Genomic DNA, 23136 nt, shown 5'->3' with positions numbered 1-23136 from the left:
TGAATAGGAAATTGATTTCTCCTATGATGTAAAAAGGGACGGAGCAGATCCACTCCCCCCCTTTTTGTATTTGCGTTTTTATTCTTCTTTTGAAGCAGCCGTTTGTTCTTTGACAGCCTTTTGTTTGTTCATATAATGAATGATAAATGTAGCTGCGAAAGCGACAATCAGAATGATAAAGAACACGCTGTGCGGCATTTCAATGTGCCATATACTTCCGGCCATTTTCAATGCGATGATTCCGATTAAAACAAATGCCGTTGTTTCCAATTCTGGCACTTTATCAATCAGCTTAAGGAAGAATTTCGCGACTGTCCGCATCATTAAGATGCCGAGCATACCGCCGATCAACAGCACCCAGACTTTTTCAGACACCGCAAATGCGGCAAGAATGCTATCTACTGAAAAGGCAAGGTCCATGAGTTCCACAGAAATGACTGTAGCCCAGAAAACCCCGAAAACTCGAACCATCCAGCTGTCTTTTTTCAAGGCGTTGGATTCATCATCGCCTTCACCGATAAAGAAATGCTTGATCACGAGCCACGCCAGATATGCGGCGCCGACCAGCTTGATCCACCAGAATTTAATCAGGATCATGCCGAGCCCGATAAATAAAAATCGAAAGAAATATGCACCGATCAAACCGTAGGTCAACGCTTTTTTGCGCTGTTTTTCCGGAAGGTGTTTGACCATGACAGCGAGAACCAAGGCATTATCCGCTGATAAAAGTCCTTCCAGCACAACGAGAGAGCCGATCAGCCCCCAAGAGACTGGATCGGTTAAGACCTCGACCCACATGTCCCAGTCAAAAAACGAGGCGTAAACTGAAATAATATGATGAAATAAATCCACTTTTGGTTACCTCCTAATATTGAAAAGCAAGACTGAACCACAGCGTGGTTCAGTCAGCAAAACTAAACTTGCAAGCCGTAATTGCGGCAAAGCGATGCCAATCCTCCGGAAAATCCGCTGCCGATGGCATTAAATTTCCAATCTGATCCGTGGCGGTACAATTCACAAATCACAACCGCTGTCTCAATCGAAAAATCCTCGCCTAAATCAAAGCGAAGCAGCTCTTCATTTGTAAACTCATCAACCAGCCGGACAAATGCATTGGAGACTTGTCCAAAGTTTTGGCTGCGGCTTTCTGCGTCATGAATCGTAACCGTGATGCCGATTTTTTCAACATGTGCAGGAATTTTGGAAAAATCGACAATGATTTGCTCATCATCGCCTTCACCTTCGCCCGTCCGATTGTCGCCCGTATGGATGACAGCACCGCTCGGATGTTCAAGATTATTGTAAAAAACAAAGTCGTGATCGTTCACACATTTGTCGCTGCCATCGACAAGGAAGGCGGAGGCGTCCAAGTCGAAGTCTGCTCCGCCGGTATATTTGTTTGTATCCCAGCCTAATCCGATCAATGCCCTTGTTAGGCCCGGATTCGTCTTCGTTAAATCGATTCGCTGTCCTTTAGATAACTGAATAGCCATGTGTAAAACCTCCTTACGAAATATCAGGCCGCTGCAGTCAGTGCATTCTGTGTCTTCCGATCCAAATAGCTAGCCGATTTGCAGGCCGAAATCAGTGGCAATCCGCGCCAGTCCGCCTTGATAGCCTGAGCCGATCGCTGAAAATTTCCACTCTCCGCCATGACGGTAAAGTTCACCGGTGATCAGCGCCGTTTCAATCGAGAAATCTTCAGCCAAATCATAGCGGATTAACTCTTCGCCGGAATCTTCATTGATCACGCGGACATAGGCGTTTGACACTTGACCGAAGTTTTGGCTGCGGGCTTCCGCCTCATGAATTGTAATGACAAAAGAAACTTTATGAATATCGGCAGGTACGGAGTTCAAGTCGATCGCCACCTGCTCATCGTCTCCTTCGCCCTGGCCTGTCCGATTGTCGCCTGTATGTACAACAGAACCGTTGCCGCCTTGTGTTTGGTTATAGAAAATAAAGTCTTTTTCTGAAGCGCATTTGCCTTCGGCATCCAGCAGGAATACGCTGGCATCAAGGTCAAAATCGGCTCCTCCGTCATATTTATTGACGTCCCAGCCCAATCCGACGACTACCTTTGAAAGCCCGGGATTTGTTTTGGTTAAATCGACCTTCTGCCCTTTCGCTAGTGAGATTGCCATCTCCATCGCTCCTTTTCGCTTTTTTAGTTAGGCGTAGCGTTTGACGATTTCCGTAATGCTCGTATCGTTTGTGCCTTCTCCGACAGCCGTGAATTTCCATTCGCCTCCGTCGCGGTATATCTCTCCCGCAATCAGGCTTGTCCGTCCTGAATAGTCGTCTTTGAGATTGTATTTGACCATCTCTTGACGATGATTCATATCAACAACGCGTATGAATGCATTTTCGATCATTCCGAAATGCTGGTTTCGTTTGACGCAGTCGTATATATTGACGACAAACACCAGCTTGTCAATATGTGCGGGAACCTTGTGAAGATCTACGATAATCTGCTCATCATCGCCGCTTCCTTCCCCTGTCAAATTGTCGCCTGTATGCTCAACACTGCCGCATCTGCTTCTTAAATTTCCGAAGTAAATGACATTCTTCTTTTCTGTCATTCTGTTATTTTCCAGCATCAGCACAGAGGCATCACAATCGATATTCGGGGCGCCCCCTCCAAACAGTTTACCAAAAAAACCGCCGCTGCCAGAAGCAACAGGATCCCAGCCGAGGCCGACCATAATTTTTGAAAGCCCCGCATTACCTTTTGTTAAATCAACCCGCTGACCTTTTTCTAAAGAAATAGCCAAATCGTTCACTCCCTCATTCATCATAAACTTTGCTGCATAAGTTAAAAAGCTTTAAAAAATCTAATGATCACGCCAGCGTGATTCATCTCTGCACAAATACACGACTAATGAATCATTATTTAACTCGCTTAACTATATATACGGCTTGATCCATCTAAAAGTTTCGTATAAATTCATATTTTTTTATAATCTTTTGAGCCTAATCCATTGATAGAGAAATTGTGTCATCATATTGCAAATGAAAAACGGTTTCGCTACCATATATCAAAAAGGTATAGAGAGGCGGCATTCATGACAAAGAGAAACCAGACGACTTATGCATTGCTCGGATTGATGACAGCCGGCTATCGGACAGGATATGAAATGAAGCAAATGATCGATCAAAGCCTGCATCACTTTTGGAAAATCAGCTACGGCCAAATCTATCCAGCTCTCAATCAATTAACAGAAGCCGGATTGGTAACGGCTGCACCAGCTGCACAAGAAAGAAAACCGGACAGAAAGGAGTACCAGATCACAGCCGAGGGAAAAAAAGCGCTGCAAAGCTGGCTGGAAGAGCCGATCAAGGAAATTGCAACAGAGAAAAACGAGTTTCTGCTAAAGCTATTTTTCTGCAAACAGCAGAAGCGCTCGGTGACTGCCGTAAAGTCAAGGAATATCAGCACAAGCTGCAGGAACGGTATGAGACGTATCAAGCAATCGAACAGTCGATCGTGTCGTGCAGCGATCATTCAACAGATGCTGAGTACTGGCTGTTTACACTGGATTTTGGAAAGCGCAGCACACTGGCCGGAATCGAATGGTGTGAAGCGACAATCAGACGGCTGACAAGCGGAAAGGACGAGACAGATGGGAAAAACGATCATCACTAAGCCTTTTACGGCTGATCCCGAGGATGAAGTGGTTGTATTTGTGATTGGCATGAGAATCAACAAATGGCACGCAGTTCATAAATGGTGGCCGGTTTTTACTGCTATGCCTCCAATGATTCGCGAGCTTTATCAAAACAAGAATCTTGGCTTCCTCTCTTTAGAATCATCCATCAATTTCCGGACGATCTTTCTTATTCAATACTGGCGCTCTTTCGAAGCTTTGACCGATTATGCAAAAGGGAAAAAGCATATGGCAGCCTGGCGCCGCTTTTATCAAAAAACAGCCGCATCAGGCGCTGTCGGCATTTATCATGAAACATATACGATCCCGAAGGGCCGCTACGAAACTTTTTATCACAACATGCCGGCATTCGGTCTGGCGAAAGCCTATGGGCATAAACCCGTCACCCCAAGCACAAAAACGGCGGAACAGCGGATGCGGGAATAATCTTTACAAGACCGAAATCGCCAAGCTGATGAAAAGGCTATCGCAAAGTCGATAACCTCAGCGTGTCGACAAACCATCGCATTCGTTGTCAGGCCTGCTGAGTCGGTGCTCACGTTCAAGGAAGGCTCAGGCGTCCTGCCTGAACTCCGCCGTCATCACATCTAAAAGGAAGGAACGACGGTTAAGTGCGCGGACGTCCTCTCCGAACACCGCCATCATCACATCCTGTGAAAGCCCGAGACCCGCTCTTCCTGGACTGCAAAGGTTTCGGGCCACACTTGAGTTGTTGGTCGTCGATTAGAAAGCCCCTGCTCCGCTGCCCCCGTCCGATCCCGAACTTCCCGCCTCATGGGCATGATTCTGAGCAGCCGCTGATTGCTGCCAGCTGTAAAACGGATAATGAAAATAGCCGGCAGCGGCCATTCCAAGTATAGGAAAGGCATGTTCAAGCCTGTTTTCCGATTCTTTGATAAATGCCATGGATTCATCCTCAATGTCAAGCACAATCGCATATACCATGATGTTTTCATTTTCAGAAAGGCTTCTGCCTGAAAGGCATTCTCCTTTTTTCAGCTGATTTCTCCATGAAAGAACCGAACTCCTGTAGATGGAGGCACACCTGCTTTCCTTAATAGACGGAATGAGGGCAATTAACAGAATAGACAGCCCGAGGCATACACCGTAAAACATAATGGTATGGATGCTGTCCGTAAAGACAGATGCAAAAAACAGCCCGAGAAAAAACAAGATGGTATACAGTTTAAACTTGGCCAGAACAATCCCCGCCGATAAGGCAAACCCAAATATGATGCACGCCGACATAAAACCGGCTTGAGGCGCAATATCCGCATACAGGATATAGAGCAGGAGCCCTGTATGGACGAAAAGCAGTGAAAGCGACAGCATCCGGAGCCAGCGGTTCTCTTGGAAAAACTCTTTATATACAGCATCTTGTCTAATGCTTTCCGTCCATTTTTGAACGACGTTTTGAAGAATGATTCTCTTTCGCTCGTACTTCTCCAATCCTTCCCCCTGTTCAATTTCCTCCTCGGTCGGTCCGCTGAGCGAGTCAAGCCTGAACGAATAAGTGTCATTTCCCTTTTGTTCAAACAGCTTTTCAATTAAGAGCTGATCCGGCTTCGGCAGCTCTGATTTATGGCCCGAGAATTCGAATTGATATGTCTCATCAGGCGCTTTGCTGTCACGAAGAAACCGATCTTCCGCCTTCACCTTTTTCATTGTGATCAGCCCCCGCTGATAAAGCGACAGCAGACCGGCCAGCAAGTCGGAGTCTGTGAAGTTTCCTTTTTTGAATAAGAAAGCAACCAGCACAGGATCAAAGTTTTCCAGCCTTTCAATCGGCAGCAGCTTTTGGCGCTTCTTTTTCATCAATGAAAGAAAGAGGATAAAGATAATCAGCAAACCGATAATACTGGAAAAAATCCATGTCAGCCTATCTGCGCTTCCCAGCCGTTCATCCCGCTTGGCATAACGGTGTGCCTCACTCTTTTCCTCTGCCAGCAAATCTTCTTTCGTCTCGTAGGACGGGTGGCGGACCGCCTTTGGCAGGGCGCTTTGCGGGAAATATATTCTCAGCTCTGAGCTTGTCCCCGCCCGGAAAAAACCGCTTTGGTAAGTAACGGTTCGGTTGTGAACTTTAGTGATCTCACCGTCACCTTTATCACGCAGGAACGCATGAATATCGGATGCCTTTACCGAATCCGGCAGCTTCACCTGGATCTTCACATGATGATAGTCTGTGTTTGTTTTTTCATAAAAAGAATGACGTAAAACAGAGGTGTCTTCAAATTTTTGCGCGGCATCTTCGACAACATAGTGAAACAGCACTTTTTTTCTTTCATCTTTAGATGAGGTATAAGCAAAGTAGGTTCCATCTTCCAGTGTTGTTTTTAACGGCCGGTCCCCGCCTCGTTTTCCCCCGTCTTTCGGAAGCAGGTACGCTTTAAAGCCTTTGATGCGCCCTGTTTCATCCTTGCTGAACGATCTTGTCGCCCCATTGAAGGAGCCCTTGAAATCGTATGTATACATTTCCTGAACATCCAAATCGCCATTTTCTTTGACATTGGCTTGAATATCAACACGGTCAATTGAAAAAGATTGACCCGCTATAGAAAATCCCGAGAGAAGAAAAAAAGCAATGAGCATAAAAAAGAAAAAGGAGTACTTCATCATTGGTAAATCCTTTCGTTTTTTGTATCTGCCTTATATACGGAAAAGCGAGGAAATTGTTTCACCCATTCACAGAAATGACAGAGATGACACAATTGTTCAAAACGAAGGATTTTCCCTTGCCCGCCCTGTGGCTAAGGCCTTCCGCAAAGGCCGTAGAAAAAAATATGCTGCATCTCTTCCGCAAATTGTCTGTTCTTTTCATATTCTTCACCCAATGTTTTGGAATGTTCAATAATCATGTTCATAAAAACGAGAAGGCCCTGTGCGGTGACTTTAGGAGAGATCTCGCCTGACCGGTGGCCGTCTTCTATCATTTGGAGCATCAGGGGGATGATTTTGTCGTCATATTGTTTTTTTATATAGTCCATGATTTCGTTATCCTCAATCATCAGCTCCTTCACCATCGTCAAAGCAAACTGTTGATCATTGGCTTCTTTCTTTTGCAAAATCATCAATTCGATCTTTTCCTTTACCGGTATATCTTTTTTCATATATTCTTCAAACTCGCCGACGGCTTGGTCAATATATTCTTTGAAGACTTCATTCAACAGCGCTTCTTTGCTGCCAAAATAATTATAAATCGTCACTTGTGATACGTTTGCCTGTTTTGCGATATCGGTTATCCGGATTCGCTTTGGTTCCCACGTTTTAAGCATTTCCAGCGTCGTTTTCCTGATCCTTTCTTTAATCAGCAAAGCTCTTTTTTCAAATCCGTTCATATAACCATCCTTATTAAAAATTCTTAATGAAATTATAACATAAAAATATTTCATCAATTCTCATTGACAAAAAAGTTCATATGAACGTAAAATAAATTATGTAATATTTTTATTTAATTATTTCATATCTTTCATTTGTTGGAGGTGCCACCATGCTGACAGTTCAAGGACTGACAAAGCAATTTTCAAACGGAAAAGGCATATTTGATGTATCATTTGCCGTGCAAAAAGGAGAAGTTTTTGGATTTTTAGGACCGAACGGCGCCGGAAAATCGACGACCATCCGCCATATCATGGGCTTTATGAGAGCTGATAAAGGTGACATAAAAGTAAACGGGATGGACATTTTGAAAAAACAAGGCGAGGTTCAGCGGCATATCGGCTATCTCCCGGGGGAAATCGCTTTTATCGAGGGGATGACAGGAAAAACGTTTCTCGATTTTATGGCAGACATGCAGGGCGTTCATGATACGGCCAAGCGCAACGAATTGATCGAACGGCTGCAATTCGATGTTCACACGCCGATTAGAAAAATGTCAAAAGGCATGAAGCAAAAGGTCGGGATTGTCGCCGCTTTCATGCACAGTCCTGAAGTGATCATCCTTGATGAGCCGACATCAGGCCTTGACCCGCTGATGCAACAAGTGTTTATTGACATCGTGCTCGAAGAAAAAGCCAGAGGAACGACTTTTTTAATGTCCTCCCACAGCTTTCCGGAAATCGAGAAGACCTGTGACAGGGCCGCCATCATTAAAGACGGCATCATCATCGCTGTCAAAGATATTCGCGAGCTGCAGTCGATGCAGCGGAAGGTGTTTGAAGTAACGTTTGAAAACCCTGCCGACATTCCGGCATTCATGGAATCCGGACTGCAAATCGAATCCCGTCAGGACAATCGGGTCAGAGTCGCCGTCTTGGGTAATCATGACCAATTGATTAAAGAAACCGCCAAATATCAGATTCGGCACATCGATGTTTCATCACAAAGCTTGGAAGAAGTGTTTATGGATTACTATGACAGAAAGGGGTCAGTGCAATGAATCTTGCCCTCTACAAACAAATGATGAAAACGAATATGAAAGGAATCATGAGCTATGCGATGGGCTCCGCTTTCTATATTCTACTCATATTGGGCATCTATCCGAGCATGGCAGGAAATGCAGAGGATATTGAGAAACTGATCAAATCGATGCCTGAAGGTTTTCTAAACGCTTTTGGATTTGAAAACGGGCTCGGAAACCTTGAGGATTTTATGTCAGGAGAATATTACGGCCTTATCTTTATCGTTATTCTTTCGATCTTCTCTGTGATGCTGTCGACTAAGCTTTTGGCAAAACTGGTTGATCAAGGTTCAATGGCTTATATATTATCAACGCCGACAACGAGGGGAAAAGTTGCTTTCACACAGGCAAGCGTCCTGACTACAGGTTTATTTGTCATCATGGCCGTGACAACCATTGCCGGGCTGGCAGGCTACCACTTGATGCTCGGGGATGAGTATGACTTCAATATGTCCAGGTTTCTTATGCTCAATCTGCTTGGTTTCTTGCTTTTCTTTGCGGTCAGCGGCATTTCGTTTCTCTTTTCGGCCATTTCAAATGATGAAAAAAGAGCCCTCGGGCTTTCCGGAGGCATCACATTTTTATTCTTCAGTTTAGATCTGATCGGCAAATTAAGCGAGAAAACAGAATGGTTAAGAAACATATCGATTTTCTCTTTATTCAGACCGAGCGATATTGTCAACGGCAATGCCAATATCGCGGAAGTATCTCTCATTCTATTCACCATCGGCTCGGCCGCTTTTCTGATCAGCATTATGATCTTTAAAAAACGCGACCTGCCGCTGTAAATAATCACCACCCGTGATAAACGGGTGGTGTCTTGTAACGTTGAAATCCATAAAATTTTCGATAACATAATTAACCTGATGTTCCTATAAACCTAATTTGAAATTAATTAAGTTAGGTCCAAAAATTTTCCGGTAGTACCGTTTGTAACTGCTAATTTCCCCTTCACAATCCTCACCAGACTTCCCTGTTTAACCATTTTTCTAAAGTCTTACTATATTGTGCACTACTATATGTATAATAGTTTTGAACCGCAAGAAATCTTCCAGTTTCATTGTTACTAAGATCCATTTCTTTATCTATCCCTTTGGATGTAAATTCTTGTGCATTAGTTCTTAATAGATGGAAAGAATGTTTCAAAGAAGGGAAGGTGCTTTTTATTGAAGAAAATAATTATACTTATTTCTATCGCTTGTTTTCTTTCAGCTTGTCAAAAAAACTATACAGATAAGGATGTACAGTGGGGAGCAGACACTGTTACCGAGGAAAACAAAAAATGTTTAAGGGAGAATCAAATTCCTTTCAAAGATAAGGGCGGAAAAACATATATTCCTGAAGATGCATTTGATATAGCTATCAATAGCTGTTCTTAGAATACAAGGTTGGAGACTTTTCAGTTTCAAAAATCATTAGACTTAACGATTTTAAATAAATTTGTATCACCACCCTTTATCTTGGGTGGTTTTCTCTGCGGCCAAAATTTATTGTTACTATGGATAAAGTTTCGCCTTGTGTACTATTTCCCCCAACGGAGATTTTTCTCCAACAGTAAAACAAAAGTCAAGTAATGAATGAGACAGTCTTTTCTTCTGGCTTATTTTTAAACGATTAACCCAAAAATGCACTCAGCCCATTTGGAAGCTCCAGCTTTGTTAGCAACTTAGGGAATGACTCAAAACCCTGTTAGATTTTTGAGCGAGACCAACAACAGCATGGAGAAATAGTCGAGGTAAGATAAATGTTTACAATCATCGTTTGGGTTTACAAAAAGTCAGTACTTGCGAAAAAAACCGCCAATTCCTTTCGGAATGGCGGTTTTTCTTCTTCTGCGTGTTACTCAACGACCCGTCTTACAACTCCGTTGAAGGCAGCTTTCCAATACGAGTTGCTCATGGAATCGACCGATACTCCGCGTGAGCTATTATCGTTTAAGAAAGTTCCGTTGCCTAGATAAATTCCCACGTGGCCGTTTGTTTTATATGTGTCAAAGAAGACCAAGTCTCCGCGTTTCATCTCAGATGCGCTGACAGCGCGGCCTTTGCCGACAAGTGTGCTTGTTGTGGCGCCGAATCCCAGCTCTACGCCAGCTGACGCATAAGCCCAGCGTACAAAAGATGAACAGTCAAAACGACGGTTGTTAATATCAGCTTGAGAGCGTCCGCCTCCCCATTTGTACGGAGATCTGCCGACGATGCTTGAACCTGTGCTGATCGCCCCTTCAATCGCACTTCCATTGCTGCTTACAACCGAGCCGGAAGAATAGTTTCTTGACGGACTACTACTTTTGCTGCTTTTGCTGCTGCTTGATGAACCCTTGTCAGAAGAACCGCTGGATTTGCTGATTGAACCTGAATCAGACTTTTTCGCTGTAGCTGATTCTTGTTTTGCTTTTTCTACAGCGGCTGCTGCGGCTTTTTCTTCTTTAATTTTTTGTTCAAGTGCGGCCTCTTCTTTTGTAAGCGAGCCGGATTCTTTTTTCAGGTCGCTTAACTCTGATTCAGCTTTCGCCTGCTTGGACTTCAGCTGTTCAGAAAGACTTGCCTGGTCTTTCAGCTGCTTATCCAGATCTTTTTTAAGGGTTTTCAGATCAGCCAATGTTTTCTGGATTTCATCCAGCTTCGTATTTAAATCAGTCATTGCTTTTTCAAGCTTGTTTTTATCTTTTTCCTGCTCGTCCAGCAGGTCTTTATCCGCATCGACAATCGTTGAAACAGCAGTTGCGCGGGTAATGAAATCTCCAAAGCTTTGCGCGCCTAGAAGAACATTGATGTAGTTTTGCGATCCGCCGTTTTCCTGCAGGCTGCGCACGCGTTTTTTAATCACTTTTGAACGCTCTTCAATCCGCTTTTCAGTTTCTTTGATTTCTTTTTTCAGAGATTCCACTTCTTTTTTCATTTTTTTATTTTCTTCTTGCTTTGTTTCAATTTTATTGCTTGTTTCAAGCGCTTTTTGATCAAGCTCTTTGATTTTATCTTCCAGCTTTTTCTGCTCATCTTGAAGCTTTGCAACTTCGTTTCTTTTGCTTTCAATGCTAGAGTTAACTTCCGAACGTTTTTTCTGGATTTCTTGCTTCTGCTGGGATGTTTCCGCTGATGCCGTGTTGTTCATAAAAGGGGTAAATAGACCAGCTGTCCCGATAACCGACGCCAAACCAAAAGCATAAACTTTTTTCTTCACTTTTACTCCTCTTTCCCTATGTATTCTTTGTCTTTCAATATGTAAATTTCGCAAAATATGAATGTGTGAAAAAATGATTCTTTAAGACTTATGACCTATGGTAAATATATCCGAAACTTATGTACAAACGTTATTATAACATCTATTTTCGACAATAGGTGCCAAGTTATATTACATTTATATTTCGTTTTTGTTTCAACCCTGTCATGTTTTGACTGATTCTGTTTATCATCAGGCTGACTCTATTGATTTGACCCTGCCGGCCTTTTTTCATATGCTTGTTTTACACTTATGAGGAAGCCAAAAGGGAGGCCGGAGACGATGATACAACTCAGCATTCTCGACCAAGTACCTGTATCAAAAGGCTCAGATGCGTACACGGCGCTGAAGCATTCGACAAAGCTGGCGGAATTTGCGGATAAATGGGGCTACAAACGATACTGGTTTGCCGAGCATCACAATACACGCGGCCTCGCAAGCACTGCTCCCGAAATCATGATCGCCCATATCGCGGCAAAAACCGCCAACATCCGTGTCGGTTCCGGCGGTGTGCTGCTTCCACAGTACAGCCCTTTTAAAGTAGCTGAAAACTTCCGTCAGCTTGAAGCGCTTTATCCCGGACGAATCGACCTGGGTCTCGGCCGCTCCCCAGGCGGCGGCGCTAAAACACGTCTCGCGCTGACGGATGGAATCAATAAAAGCCTGGAGGATTTTCCGAGACAGCTTCAAGATCTGATTTACTATCTGACAGACGCCATTCCTTCCGGACACGACTATGCCGGAATAAAAGCCGCACCCCTCACGACAGCCCCGCCGGAGCCTTGGCTCTTGGGGCTCGGAGAAAACAGCGCAAAACTGGCTGCCGATACGGGAGCCGGATATGTATTCGGCCATTTCATCAATCCCGAAAGAGGGGAAAACGCCTTTAAAACCTATCATGAAAGCTTTCAGTCTTCCTCTTTCTTTCCCCGGCCCCATTCATTAGCCGCTGTCTTTGTCGTTTGTGCAGCAACCGATGAAAAGGCCGAGGAGCTCAGCTTAAGCCAGGATCTGTGGCTGCTTCGGGTCGAAAAAGGGCTGTCCAGCCTCGTTCCGAGCATTGAAGAAGCAAAGTCTGCATCATACACTGCCTCAGATAAAATGAGAATACTCAAAAACCGCGCACGAATGGTCATCGGCTCTCCTCAAACAGTCAAAAGAAAACTGCTTGAGCTCTCAGGACGCTATCAAACAGAAGAAATCATGGTTTTGACGAATGTATACCGGTTTGAAGACAAAAAGCAGTCGTTTGAAAGGTTGGCAGAGCTTTTTCTATAGGCCAGAGCGGGGTTTTTAAAAACAAAAAACCCTTTTCAGAAGGTGCTGATCCATCTGAAAAGGGATTGCCGTGTTAAAACGTATTATAAACATTTTCACACTCTTCAGCTGTCGGTTCATAAAAACAGTGTGCTTTGTAGCGCCCGACATGCGGCTGATTATACCACTGTCCGGGACACGCCCCCGCCGGTCTGAAATACCACAAACTGTACTTCGCCGGCCAGAGCCGCTCCCCGTTGATCGTCCTCCGCGCCAAACGCTTTTCCTTGTCCCGCGCCCTTTGATAGAAATACCCGTGTGTCACAGCCTCAAAGGCATGCGGCTGATGAATCATCTGCGGAATGGTGCGCAACCCTACAAAGTCGGAACAATTTGCTCTGATCCGGTTGATGCCGACATTTCCGACCATAAGCATTCCTTGCACCCCTTCACCTTCAGCTTCCGCTCTCAAAAGCCTTGCCAAAAGGTCGATGTCCTTAGCTGTAGCCTTAACCACTGCCATTTTTATTCCACCCCCATTGTGTCGTCACCTTTATCATATTCTTTTTCATTTGGGTGATGACCAAGAAAAATTGCCTCACAGCTTTCTTTGACATCCTGACTGGAATAAAGCTATTCTTCTATTATCAGAATTGCACAAAAAATTCGAAGCGGAGGGGTGCAAATTGTCAACAGTCAAAAGCCCGGAATGGGTATACAAACGATTGAAGGAAAAACCTGAGCAAACGGTCATTGCTGATGTAAGATTCCAATTGACGAGGCCTGAAGAAGGCCGGAAAGCGTATATGAAAGGACATCTGCCTGGAGCCGTATATGTTGATTTGAAAGAGGATCTATCAGGGGAATTAGAAAAACACGGCGGCAGGCACCCTCTTCCTTCTCCGGAAAAACTGGCAAAGAAACTTGGCGAAATCGGAATAGACCGCCATACTGCCGTAGTGGTCTATGATGACAGCGGCGGCATGTTTGCGGCGCGCTTTTGGTGGCAGCTCCGCTACCTCGGCCATGACAGTGTCTATGTTATGGATGGCGGATTCTCTAATTGGGTAAAGGCCGGGTATGACGTCACGACTGAAATCCCGCATCCTGTTGCGCGTGATTTTGAGCTGACGCTTAAAGAAGTGGAACTGTTGAATGCCAAACAGGTACAAGACCGGCTCAACCGAGAAGATACCATCTTGATTGATGCGCGTGCACCGGCCAGATACACTGGAGAAACCGAACCTCTTGATCAACAGGGGGGCCATATTCCTGGTGCCAAAAACTACTTTTGGAAAGGCAACTTGACAGAAGAGGGTAAATGGAAAAGCAAAGAACAGCTGAAACAGCACTACGCCTCATTAGACAGAAGCAGCGAAATCGTCGTCTATTGCGGGTCAGGTGTATCAGCCTGCCCTAATGTGCTTGGTTTAAAGGAAGCCGGATTTCAAAATGTGAAGCTGTATGCCGGGAGCTGGAGCGATTGGATCAGCTATCCCGAACACCCGATCGCCACAGGTGCTGAAGACTGAAATGGTATCCCGGCCGCACGCTGTCATCATCGTTTCTCAGATCGTTTTCATCATAAAAACTTTTCCGTCATGGGCATCGATAAATACCGGGTATACAGGGCGATAGACGAGCTTGTAAAGATCATTTATTTCCCGTTTGTAATCCCTCTCCCATTGCAGCGAAACATCAAAGGCTGAAGCAAAAACGGCTTTTGCTTCTTCAGCCGAAATAGCCGGCGCCGGATTCAGCCTTTTCAGCGTTTCCGGCTCAATATCAGGACCGAGATATCCGGCGACCCGGCCGTTTGTCCGGTCGATGCTGATATTGGCAAATCCCAATCTTAACGGCACGCCTTCATATTGGAGGTCAAACTGAAAATGGGCTGTGCGCTCATTCTCTTCATTTTCCGAAGGATGCATTCGGAAAAGTTTTTCAGCCTCTGGGTAAAGCTGATAGAGAAACTGCAATGCCTGTTTAAGGCATGCTTGTTCGGTCCAAACGGGAGGTCCTTCGTTTTGAATAAAAGATGCCACCCCCTTTAGCTTCCCAGTCTTCTTATCTTTCGTGATTTTCAGCGTGTTTTGATTACGCTTTTCAAAATACCCCGCTATACTCCGGTCGTCTGGCTCTGGATCGCTTCCTTCGCGCCAGATGGTTCCAATCGAATCTCCCAAGTCTGCTTCGCGAATTTTCCGAAAAGACGGACTGAACCCGATCATTTCATCGATATCTGCTTCACGCTCAGCTCCAGACAATAAAGGAAGCGGCAGCGTTTCTGCCTGATCTTCATCATCGACATTTTGTTTTATTTCACATTCGGCTGAGGAAGAGGCAGGATAGCTGATAAACGGCAACTCTGTTTCATAAATGAGATGCGGCTGATCATCTCCTCCTTCATACAGTTCTTGACGAATGTGTTCTATCGCCAGTTCAAATTCAATTTGGTCAAGATAATGAGAGATCACTTGCTGATTATCAGCAATCTGTTTTGGAATGGAATAAGAATGCGTTCCGCCGTCATAGCGAAACTTCATCACCTCTCCGCTTTTAGCGATGTTCACATAGAAGCCGGTTTGCGGAAGCGGCAGGTCAAGTACGGTCTGAGCGTACGTATATTGAACAGCTTGTTCTGTTTCTTTTTTCTCTTGAAAAACAAATTCTTCAGCCGCATGCGGATAATGGTGTTCGACAAATTGAAGGGCCATCTCCAGCAACCGGGCCTCCGGGAGGGCATTTTTTTCGAATGGGACGTTTTCTTTTGAAAGACTGATTAATCGTCCATCATGATCCAATTCAACCGAAATGTGTTCTTCGTTGTCAGCGTTTTGCCAAACAAAAAAAGCCCCTCCTTCTGTTCCACGATCTTCGCCATACTCTTCGATGATGAGCTGATATTGTTCTGGAATCGCACCGATTTGCCGCGCCTTTTGTTTTAATTGTTCACTGGCCAAATCTAATTCTCCCTCTCTTTCCATTTCTTTTAACACTATGTACGAAACGGCGGTCTAAGAGTTTCATAAAAATTGAGATAAATGGATTTGATTAGTAAAACCTATTTCAGCCTTATACTGTAGTATCTCATCGCTTTTGGGACGCCTTTGATCTCAAAAACCCCTTTATAAATTAACGTTCGGATGCGATATTCGATAAATTCATCGCCGATACGGTCATCTAAATGGCCGAGAACTTCTCCGATGACCCTCGGGCAAACAATGAAGTCTTTTTTTGAACGGCTTCTCTGAAGCTGTTTTGCCTTTTCAATGATGAATGAATCATAGAAGGTCTCCTCCACGCTTTTTATTCTGCGGTCTTCCCAAATTCTCAGCACGCTGTCCTCCTGAGACAAAGCCTTCCATTCCTCTGCCAAGCTCAGCCGCTCTTCAGCTGTCACGCTTGACTTATGATGACCTTTCTCATAAATCAATCTAAGTTTTTCATCACTCAATTCACCTGAATGAATGATATAAGGAAAAGCCTTTGAAGTATGGATGTGAAAAATGTCATTTGGCTTCTTATGCAGCAATTGGTGCACGAATCTCAAACCTGTCTGCTCATATGCATTCTCTCCTGCCCAAATGATGACACGGGTATGCTCAGAAATGCTGTTTAACGCGGCAATCTCTTCTTCAAAACAGTGATAATCTTCTTCAAGCTCATCAAAAAAATCGTTGAGCCGCTCCTTCAGCCATTCAAGGCGTTTCATACGGCCTTCTTTTGAATCCAATTGATGAAGCGGACCGATTGAAAATATTTGAGGAAGGGTGATAGTGCTTTCTTCATGTTCCTTTCCCAGCTGTTTAAGCATCATTTTTAGAGTTCCGGCAGCCGCACGGCCAAAAGTGATGTGAACAGCTTTAACTGCCCGACTGCGCTTCGGGCGATCCCGGGTTTTCTTCAAGTCTTCGCATATATCAGCCATTTGCTGATAAAATTCTTTCTTTGAATTTTTGGATTCCTGATGCATGTCAATCGTCAGCAAAATGTTAAGCAAGACGCTTTTCGCTTCCTGTTCACTTAACTTGCCGACGGTTTGCTTGAGTTCTTTAAACATCATATATACTCTCCCATCCAGCCGGTTTGTTTTGGTTTATTTTCTCATTTTCCACCTGAAAATTCAAAATGCACCGGCTGGCGAAAGAGCAGACCATTCAGTTATGATTCCAGCTGTGAAGGATACAGCGTCATCCCGCCGTCAACAAATAATGTAGCGCCTGTTACATAGCCGGCTTCCTGCGAAACGAGCCAAGCCGCCGTTGAAGCCACTTGCTCAGGTCTGCCAAATGCGTTCATCGGGATTTTCTTTAACTGTTCTGTTTGATGGCTCCCCTCCAAATCTTCATTGCTCTCTGTTGCAATCGTTCCCGGGGCGATCGCATTGACGCGGATGCCTTTTTCTGCGTAGTCGAGTGCGAGTGTTTCGGTTAAAAGCTTCATACCGCCTTTTGATGCTGCATAATGAACATTGTTCGGCCTCGGAATTTGCTGATGAACGCTTGATATATTGAGAATGGTTCCTTTGACATCTCGCTCCAGCATATATTTTGCAGCTTCTCTGGCACCGAGAAATGAACCGGTTAAATTGACATCCATCACTTTTTGCCATTCATCAATGCCCAGCTCATGAGGAAGTGCGCCTTTGCCGTTGAAGCCAGAATTATTCACCATGACATCAATGGCTCCAAAATGTTCAGCTGCTGCTTGAAGAAGCGCGTTGACTCCCGCTTCTTCAGAAACATCCGCCTTCACCGCATGAGCGTCGCCTCCGGCTGCTTTAATATTGTCAACCGCTTCTCGCGCACCTGCGGAATCGCTGTGATAATTGACAATGACATTCATTTTTTCCTTGCCAAACCGTTCGGCAATCGCCTTTCCGATTCCCTTGGAAGAACCGGTTACGATGGCTGTCTTCCCTTTTAAATCTCTATACACAGAAAGCCCTCCTCTTACATTTCTTTCTCTTCGATTACCCGGAATAATTCATATAAAAACAAAATCGTATTATCTATCTTTAGGATGATCTTTTATAATTATATGGAAAATTCAGAATTATTTTGTTAATATCTAACTTGCAAATAAAACAAAATAAGGAAGTGATATGATTTGGTTATGAAAAAAAGCGTCAAACGTACTTTTATCACCGGTCTTATTGGAATTTCTATCTATTCTATGGGCATTCACTCCGCACAAGCCGCACCATCGCCTCATACTCCGGTTTCAAACGATCCTTCATACCATTCTGATTCATCGGTTACCTATGACCCAAATGTTATGAGCGATCAAAACGGAGCATATGCAAAAGCATTTAGGGGCACCGGTAAAAGCAGCGGTTCTGTTCAAGGTGAAAAGGCGGTAAAAACAGCGCCTGCCAAATCCCCATACAGCCTTGAATCCGTGATCGGATCAGATGATCGGGCAAGAGTCACCAATACAACCGCATATCCTTACAGAGCAATCGTTCATATCTCAAGCAGTATCGGCTCTTGCACCGGCTGGCTGATCGGCCCGAAAACCGTTGCAACGGCGGGACACTGCATCTATGACACATCAAGCGGTTCATACGCGGGGACAGCCACCGTTTCCCCTGGCCGAAATGGTTCAAGCTCCCCTTACGGATCTGTTAAATCGACGCGTTATTTCATTCCGTCGGGCTGGAGAAGCGGAAACACCAATTATGACTACGGCGCCATCGAACTCAGTGAGCCAATCGGCAACACCGTCGGTTATTTTGGATATTCATACACCACTTCATCCCTCGTTGGGACAAGCGTGACCGTCAGCGGATATCCAGGTGACAAACCATCGGGCACCCAGTGGCAGCATTCAGGATCGATCGCCGTATCAGAAACTTACAAACTGCAATATGCGATGGACACTTACGGAGGGCAAAGCGGTTCACCTGTATTTGAACAAAGCAGTTCACGGACGAATTGCAGCGGCCCATGCTCTCTTGCGGTTCATACGAATGGAGTATACGGAGGTTCTTCATACAACAGAGGCACCCGCATCACAAAAGAAGTCTTTGATAATTTAACAAACTGGAAGAACAGCGCGCAATAAAACAATAAGGACATGAAGACAAGCCCGCTTCCCTCGGGAACGGGCTTGTCTTCGTTTTTTGCTACAGCTGTGCTTGCCGGAATAGGAGCCGCCCTCACTAGCCTTTCAGACTGTACTTTTTCCCATCTATGGTGACGGTGAAATGAGATGGTCCGCTGATAGGCAAGTAATAGACAAGCTGAAACTCCTCTGTCTCACCTGGTTTAATTGACTTCCAATTTGATAGGGTCACACCGACGCGGTGGAAATCTCCTGTCAGCCCGCCAAGGTTCGGCCCTGTATGCCCTTTAGAAATCACTTCAACCTGGTCACCGCTCCAGCTTCCAAATCGGGGTGAAGTAGAGGTAGGTACATCAAATTCGATCACAGATCCTCCTGTTATTGTGACATCACTGTTATTCGTCAGCCTCATTTTCGGATGGATCGGGTAATTTTGATCTCCTAATGGATAATCGGTAAACTCTATGTTGATATCAAGTGATTCGCCAGGCAAAGGTGACGTGCTGAGCCGATTATCGTATGGTGGCGCGTCCGCAAATTTATGATATAAGGTTCTCGTTAATGTACTGCCGATACCGTACTCTCCATTGTTGTCATTTCTGTCGGGATACCAATCATAGTCACCGCTTAAGTCCCAAAACATGACACCGCCGATTCCTTTTTCAATGACATAGTCGGCCTTTGTTTCTATTGATTCCTCGTCTTCAGTAGATAGAAACACTTTCTTTTCGTCATTCCATAGCCAAGGTGCCGCAAGCGCTGAGTCATAATGTCTAGTGTAAGAGCCTTTTAAATCGGCTTTGCTTAGTCCGTACCTTTCTAAATAAGAACCGGCAATGCCTTTTTCAAGATTTTTGGCGTGCCACATCGGATTTGCCCCTGCTCCCAATTCATTTCCCTGCTCATCTTGATCATGCCAAATATTATCGATCCCGACTGCCCCGTCGCCGCATTTGGTAAGGCCTTGAGGACAATCAGAACTTTTAGCGCTGCCCCACAAACCGTTTACTCCTCCGCTCACGTTTTTCCAGCCTCTCGTATAATAAGGAACGCCGATATTGATTCGGCCTGCCTCCATTGCTCCCCTAAAATAATGGTAAGCCCAGTCTGTATTTAAATAGCCGATCCCCCCATATTCCGGCGTGCTGTATATGTTGGACTGCTTTAACTCTGCATCCTCGCCGTTATCATATAAGGAAGCGTTAGGTCCGACAAACTCATTCCAGGCTCCATGGAGATCATAGGACATGATGTTGACATAATCGACATATCGGAGCGGTTTAAATGTTTCCATGCCCCTCAGCAAATAGGCTGATGATGGCGCCGCAATGGTTAGCATGTAATATTGTTCATCTTCAGCAGATGCTTGATCAAGTTTTTCTCTTAATGTTTTCATCAATACATCGAAGCTTTTATTTAACCCCTTGCGTCTCGGGTTGGATATGCTCCAATCTGACGGATTACCGGCATCTTGCATAGTTGTGGGATATTCGTAGTCAATATCAATTCCATCCAATTCATATTTTCTGAGAAACGCTACGACAGATTCGGCAAAGGTGTTGATTCCCTTGTGGTTCACAGATCCATCACCATTCGTTGTCATAGAGTAAAAGCCCCCGCTTGGTATTCGGTTCCCATCCTTATCAACATAACCGCCGGTTTCAGCCCAGCCGCCGACTGCCGCCAACACTTTTACATCCGGGTATTTCTTTTTAAACTGGTGAAGAAGATTAAAATGGCCTTTATACGGCAATGTTTGATCCATCTTTACATCCGGATACTCCGGCCAGGTCATCCCTAGAGACGGGTTGTTCACATCCGCCTCGCTCCCGATTGAAACCCGATGATCCTCTCCGATATGAGCAAATGCATAATTAATGTGGCTTAAGTACTTCCAGGGGATATCGTTTACTAAATAACGATCTTGATTGCCTTTTCCCGTACGCCAGCCCGTAAAATAGCCGATCATTCTGCGGTCTAAATCATTGGCCAGCTTTTCGCGCCCCTCCCGATCGTATACATCGCAATATGGAATATTTGCAACGCCTGAATCCCACAGCCCTTCTGGACGGCAAGCCTGTTTTTTGCTTGGGGAGTCTGCGGAAATGTTCTGGGACGGGATCAACAGTGACAGGAGCAGCATCGATGATAAGGTAAATAAAGCGGCTCTTTTCACTTCATTCATACTCCTTTCTCATAAAGAGAGACGGGAATCCCAATCTCTCTTTATCGTTTTCTATCAAACTGATTTATTTGCAATCACCGATTAATTTCCATACACCCGACTCACCGGCCTGATCCGGCTGCTCTCCTTTCGTCCACCATTTCGCTTCATACACTTTACCGTTAAAGACGACTCGATCTCCGCCTGTGTAGACGGCTGTATCTTTCCATTCGTTATATCCACATGTTTGATCAGAGTTTGTTGCTGCCTCTATAGTTGGTCCGGTATGGAGCTTTCCGTCCGCATCCTTTGCTGATACTGTAAATGAGTATGTCGTATTCGGCTTTAATTCCCCGATTGTCACCGATGTTTCCTTAACCGCTACGGACCGGCCTTCATATGACAGCACATACTCTGCGATGTTTGCTCCGTCGCTTGGTGCATCCCACGCCAGACTGATACTGGTTACGGTTTTTTCGGTCACACGCAAATTACTCGGTGCAGATGAAGGCGGCTCTGGATGATCCCCACCCGGAGTGAACCCTAAATCGGCTGCTAACTTGTTGAGCAAAGTCTGATTTGAATCACCGCTGAAATCCCAAAACATAGCCCCGCTTAATCCGTTTGATTGAATAAAATCGGTTTTGTATCCATATGATTCTTCATCATCGTAGGTAATGAAGTTTCCATTCTCCGCATTATACAAGAACGGCACTTTTGCTCGATCATTCCAATATCTTTTATATCCGTTTTTATTGATGTAGTTCTTTTCAAGATCTGAAAAATCAAATACCCCCTTTTCCCACGTCCCTTCTTTTGCCGGTCCGCATTTTTGATATTCTCCGTTGTCTGCAGATTCACAATCGCTCCAGCCTCTGCCGTAGAACGGTGTTCCAAGCACTAATTTGTCCGCTTTGACACCGGCTTCCTTGTAGCGCTTCACGGTGCTTTCAATGTTATATGTCTCAGCGTTTGGAACGCCGGCTTCTTTCGCTTTTGGATCATAGAATAATGGGGCGTTATGGGCGCTTATACTTTGCCATCCGCCATTAAAGTCATAGGTCATAATGTTAATCCAATCAACGGTTTCAGCAATTTTATCTAATTCAGTGTTGCTTACATATTCAGGGCTGGCGCCGGAGGCGATCGTCAGCAAGTATTTCTTGCCATCCTTTGCTTCTGCGGCGTCAAGCTTTTCGCGCACATCCTGCAAGAGTAGCGTGTAGTTTCTTTTATCATCCGGACGGGTGCTGTTTCCCGGCAGCCCTCCGCTAACCGGGTATTCCCAGTCAAGATCGACTCCATCAAACCCATATTTTCTTAAAAAATCTACTGCTGAAGCAGCAAAATTTTCTCTTGCCGCAGGATCTGCCGCAACATCTGAAAAGCGATTTGACCAAGTCCATCCGCCAACTGATATGAATGTTTTCAAATGAGGATGGCTCTTTTTCAGCTTCAATAGTTGTTTAAAGTTGCCCCGAATCGGCTCATCCCAAGCATCACCGGGATTTGACTTTTGCGCATCGATCCATGGGTCTCCCATAACGATTGATCCATTTGGAACATCAATCACTCCGTTTTCATCCTGGCAAGACCATGTCTGAGGATTCGGGCCTGTCGGATCAGGGTTTCCATGCCTCCCCTCCCAGCAAATATCAGCAAATGCATAATTAATATGGCTGACTTTAGAAGCATCCATATCCCATACTTGAAAATCCCTTCCATAAGCGCCCCAGGACGGATAGTAGCCGATAATTTTATAGCTTTTGTCAGAACTGGCTTTTGCACTTTCCCCATTAAAAAACGACAGACTTAAAATCATCGCAAAAATGAAAGAACAAACGAGAAACTTTTTGTTTGAAAACACTTTTTTCATCTCCTTTTCATCAATTTTTTTGGCTGTTCATCAATGAAACTCTATTTTGTTCACCCCCTTTTCAATAGGTTTATATTCGCCTTGTCATGACATAGCAGCTGATGACAATGAAGACGACAATAAGAAAACGCTTACATTTTTGGGTTTCATATGCGGATTCAAACCGTAAGTGTGGATGGAGGTCAAACATTAGAATGGCGGTTTGAATCTATCCTGATGGAAAAATAGCGGGTTTATATCGGTTAAAGCAATATGAAGCTGAAACACGTATAGATGTCTAGACCTTATATAGCAAGAATAGCTTCATGCAAAAGCTTAATGACGCAAAATTTGTTATGACAAATTTATAATAATTATAATATTCTGAATTGTCAATGCTGTTTAGTATTGAATGCTTGGAAACGCCTTGGACATTTCCAGCATCCAGACTTGGAGAACCGGCAAGCTGACGATAAACATGAGCCCTTTTCATGTTTTTACA

20 protein-coding genes and 1 pseudogene are annotated in these 23136 nt (G+C 44.6%); 8 read left to right on the top strand and 13 right to left on the bottom strand.

The window, feature by feature from the left end; translation table 11 throughout:
- Nucleotides 1–78: 78 nt before the first annotated feature.
- From RBH91_RS01930 to RBH91_RS01915, 4 genes are all read right to left on the bottom strand, one after another.
- Nucleotides 79–852, bottom strand: a complete 774-nt coding sequence (locus tag RBH91_RS01930) for a TerC family protein (protein WP_076758119.1) — start codon at nucleotides 850–852, stop codon at nucleotides 79–81.
- A gap of 62 nt (nucleotides 853–914) precedes the next feature.
- The gene (locus tag RBH91_RS01925; protein ID WP_076758117.1) at nucleotides 915–1493 is read right to left on the bottom strand and encodes a TerD family protein; all 579 of its coding nucleotides are present in this window, start codon (nucleotides 1491–1493) and stop codon (nucleotides 915–917) included.
- A gap of 69 nt (nucleotides 1494–1562) precedes the next feature.
- The gene (locus RBH91_RS01920; protein ID WP_076758114.1) at nucleotides 1563–2144 is read right to left on the bottom strand and encodes a TerD family protein; all 582 of its coding nucleotides are present in this window, start codon (nucleotides 2142–2144) and stop codon (nucleotides 1563–1565) included.
- A gap of 27 nt (nucleotides 2145–2171) precedes the next feature.
- Entirely contained in the window at nucleotides 2172–2774 is a 603-nt protein-coding gene (locus tag RBH91_RS01915) for a TerD family protein (protein ID WP_076758112.1), read from the bottom strand.
- Nucleotides 2775–3065: 291 nt separating this feature from the next.
- Here RBH91_RS01915 and RBH91_RS01910 point away from each other — a divergent pair.
- Nucleotides 3066–3646 (top strand): annotated as a pseudogene (locus RBH91_RS01910) (PadR family transcriptional regulator).
- Nucleotides 3624–4094, top strand: a complete 471-nt coding sequence (locus RBH91_RS01905) for a DUF4188 domain-containing protein (protein ID WP_307893278.1) — start codon at nucleotides 3624–3626, stop codon at nucleotides 4092–4094. The pseudogene RBH91_RS01910 and the gene RBH91_RS01905 overlap by 23 nt, the downstream one beginning before the upstream one ends.
- Nucleotides 4095–4391: 297 nt before the next feature.
- On the opposite strand, the gene RBH91_RS01900 is transcribed toward RBH91_RS01905, so the two are convergent.
- Nucleotides 4392–6284, bottom strand: a complete 1893-nt coding sequence (locus RBH91_RS01900) for a DUF2207 domain-containing protein (RefSeq protein ID WP_307893277.1) — start codon at nucleotides 6282–6284, stop codon at nucleotides 4392–4394.
- 134 nt (nucleotides 6285–6418) lie between these two features.
- Complete coding sequence (locus tag RBH91_RS01895; protein ID WP_307893276.1) at nucleotides 6419–7006, bottom strand: TetR/AcrR family transcriptional regulator; 588 nt, start codon at nucleotides 7004–7006, stop codon at nucleotides 6419–6421.
- A 152-nt stretch (nucleotides 7007–7158) separates the two neighbouring features.
- On the opposite strand from RBH91_RS01895, the gene RBH91_RS01890 reads away from it, so the two are divergent.
- The 3 genes from RBH91_RS01890 (at nucleotide 7159) to RBH91_RS01880 (ending at nucleotide 9446) form a co-directional block, all read left to right on the top strand.
- Nucleotides 7159–8046: an ABC transporter ATP-binding protein gene (locus RBH91_RS01890; RefSeq protein WP_076758103.1), complete on the top strand. Its 888-nt coding sequence runs from the start codon at nucleotides 7159–7161 to the stop codon at nucleotides 8044–8046.
- Entirely contained in the window at nucleotides 8043–8855 is an 813-nt protein-coding gene (locus tag RBH91_RS01885) for an ABC transporter permease subunit (protein WP_307893275.1), read from the top strand. Before RBH91_RS01890 ends, RBH91_RS01885 begins: the two co-directional genes overlap by 4 nt.
- A gap of 378 nt (nucleotides 8856–9233) precedes the next feature.
- Nucleotides 9234–9446 carry a lipoprotein gene (locus RBH91_RS01880; RefSeq protein WP_307893274.1) on the top strand — a complete coding sequence of 71 codons (213 nt, stop codon included), beginning with the start codon at nucleotides 9234–9236 and terminating at the stop codon, nucleotides 9444–9446.
- 460 nt (nucleotides 9447–9906) lie between these two features.
- Here the strand turns inward: RBH91_RS01880 and RBH91_RS01875 are convergent, their stop codons facing one another.
- Complete coding sequence (locus RBH91_RS01875) at nucleotides 9907–11250, bottom strand: C40 family peptidase (protein ID WP_307893273.1); 1344 nt, start codon at nucleotides 11248–11250, stop codon at nucleotides 9907–9909.
- 321 nt (nucleotides 11251–11571) lie between these two features.
- Between RBH91_RS01875 and RBH91_RS01870 the strand changes: the two genes are divergently transcribed.
- Nucleotides 11572–12567, top strand: a complete 996-nt coding sequence (locus tag RBH91_RS01870; RefSeq protein WP_307893272.1) for an LLM class flavin-dependent oxidoreductase — start codon at nucleotides 11572–11574, stop codon at nucleotides 12565–12567.
- A 73-nt stretch (nucleotides 12568–12640) separates the two neighbouring features.
- On the opposite strand, the gene RBH91_RS01865 is transcribed toward RBH91_RS01870, so the two are convergent.
- Nucleotides 12641–13069, bottom strand: a complete 429-nt coding sequence (locus tag RBH91_RS01865) for a cell wall hydrolase (protein ID WP_076758089.1) — start codon at nucleotides 13067–13069, stop codon at nucleotides 12641–12643.
- Nucleotides 13070–13232: 163 nt separating this feature from the next.
- Between RBH91_RS01865 and RBH91_RS01860 the strand changes: the two genes are divergently transcribed.
- Nucleotides 13233–14078, top strand: coding sequence for a sulfurtransferase (locus RBH91_RS01860; RefSeq protein WP_307893271.1), 846 nt, complete (start codon nucleotides 13233–13235; stop codon nucleotides 14076–14078).
- Nucleotides 14079–14114: 36 nt separating this feature from the next.
- Here RBH91_RS01860 and RBH91_RS01855 read toward each other — a convergent pair whose 3' ends face one another.
- The 3 genes from RBH91_RS01855 to RBH91_RS01845 all read right to left on the bottom strand — a co-directional run bounded on the left by RBH91_RS01855 (nucleotide 14115) and on the right by RBH91_RS01845 (nucleotide 17487).
- Nucleotides 14115–15509: a YcdB/YcdC domain-containing protein gene (locus tag RBH91_RS01855; protein ID WP_307893270.1), complete on the bottom strand. Its 1395-nt coding sequence runs from the start codon at nucleotides 15507–15509 to the stop codon at nucleotides 14115–14117.
- Between the two features lie 101 nt (nucleotides 15510–15610).
- A complete protein-coding gene (locus tag RBH91_RS01850; protein WP_307893269.1) occupies nucleotides 15611–16609 on the bottom strand; it encodes a DUF1835 domain-containing protein in 999 nt (332 codons plus the stop codon).
- A gap of 101 nt (nucleotides 16610–16710) precedes the next feature.
- Entirely contained in the window at nucleotides 16711–17487 is a 777-nt protein-coding gene (locus tag RBH91_RS01845; protein ID WP_307893267.1) for a glucose 1-dehydrogenase, read from the bottom strand.
- A 171-nt stretch (nucleotides 17488–17658) separates the two neighbouring features.
- On the opposite strand from RBH91_RS01845, the gene RBH91_RS01840 reads away from it, so the two are divergent.
- Nucleotides 17659–18615, top strand: coding sequence for a trypsin-like serine peptidase (locus tag RBH91_RS01840; RefSeq protein WP_307893266.1), 957 nt, complete (start codon nucleotides 17659–17661; stop codon nucleotides 18613–18615).
- 97 nt (nucleotides 18616–18712) lie between these two features.
- Here the strand turns inward: RBH91_RS01840 and RBH91_RS01835 are convergent, their stop codons facing one another.
- Together RBH91_RS01835 and RBH91_RS01830 are read right to left on the bottom strand one after the other, a co-directional pair.
- Complete coding sequence (locus RBH91_RS01835; RefSeq protein ID WP_307894618.1) at nucleotides 18713–20791, bottom strand: glycosyl hydrolase family 18 protein; 2079 nt, start codon at nucleotides 20789–20791, stop codon at nucleotides 18713–18715.
- Between the two features lie 73 nt (nucleotides 20792–20864).
- Nucleotides 20865–22655, bottom strand: a complete 1791-nt coding sequence (locus RBH91_RS01830) for a glycosyl hydrolase family 18 protein (protein WP_307893265.1) — start codon at nucleotides 22653–22655, stop codon at nucleotides 20865–20867.
- Nucleotides 22656–23136 lie beyond the last annotated feature (481 nt).

Origin of the sequence: Bacillus swezeyi (assembly GCF_030908325.1) — a bacterium.
In the GTDB taxonomy this organism is placed as follows: domain Bacteria; phylum Bacillota; class Bacilli; order Bacillales; family Bacillaceae; genus Bacillus; species Bacillus swezeyi.
The sequence above is the reverse complement of the archived record's forward strand: the minus strand, read 5'-3'. Positions and strand labels throughout refer to the sequence as shown.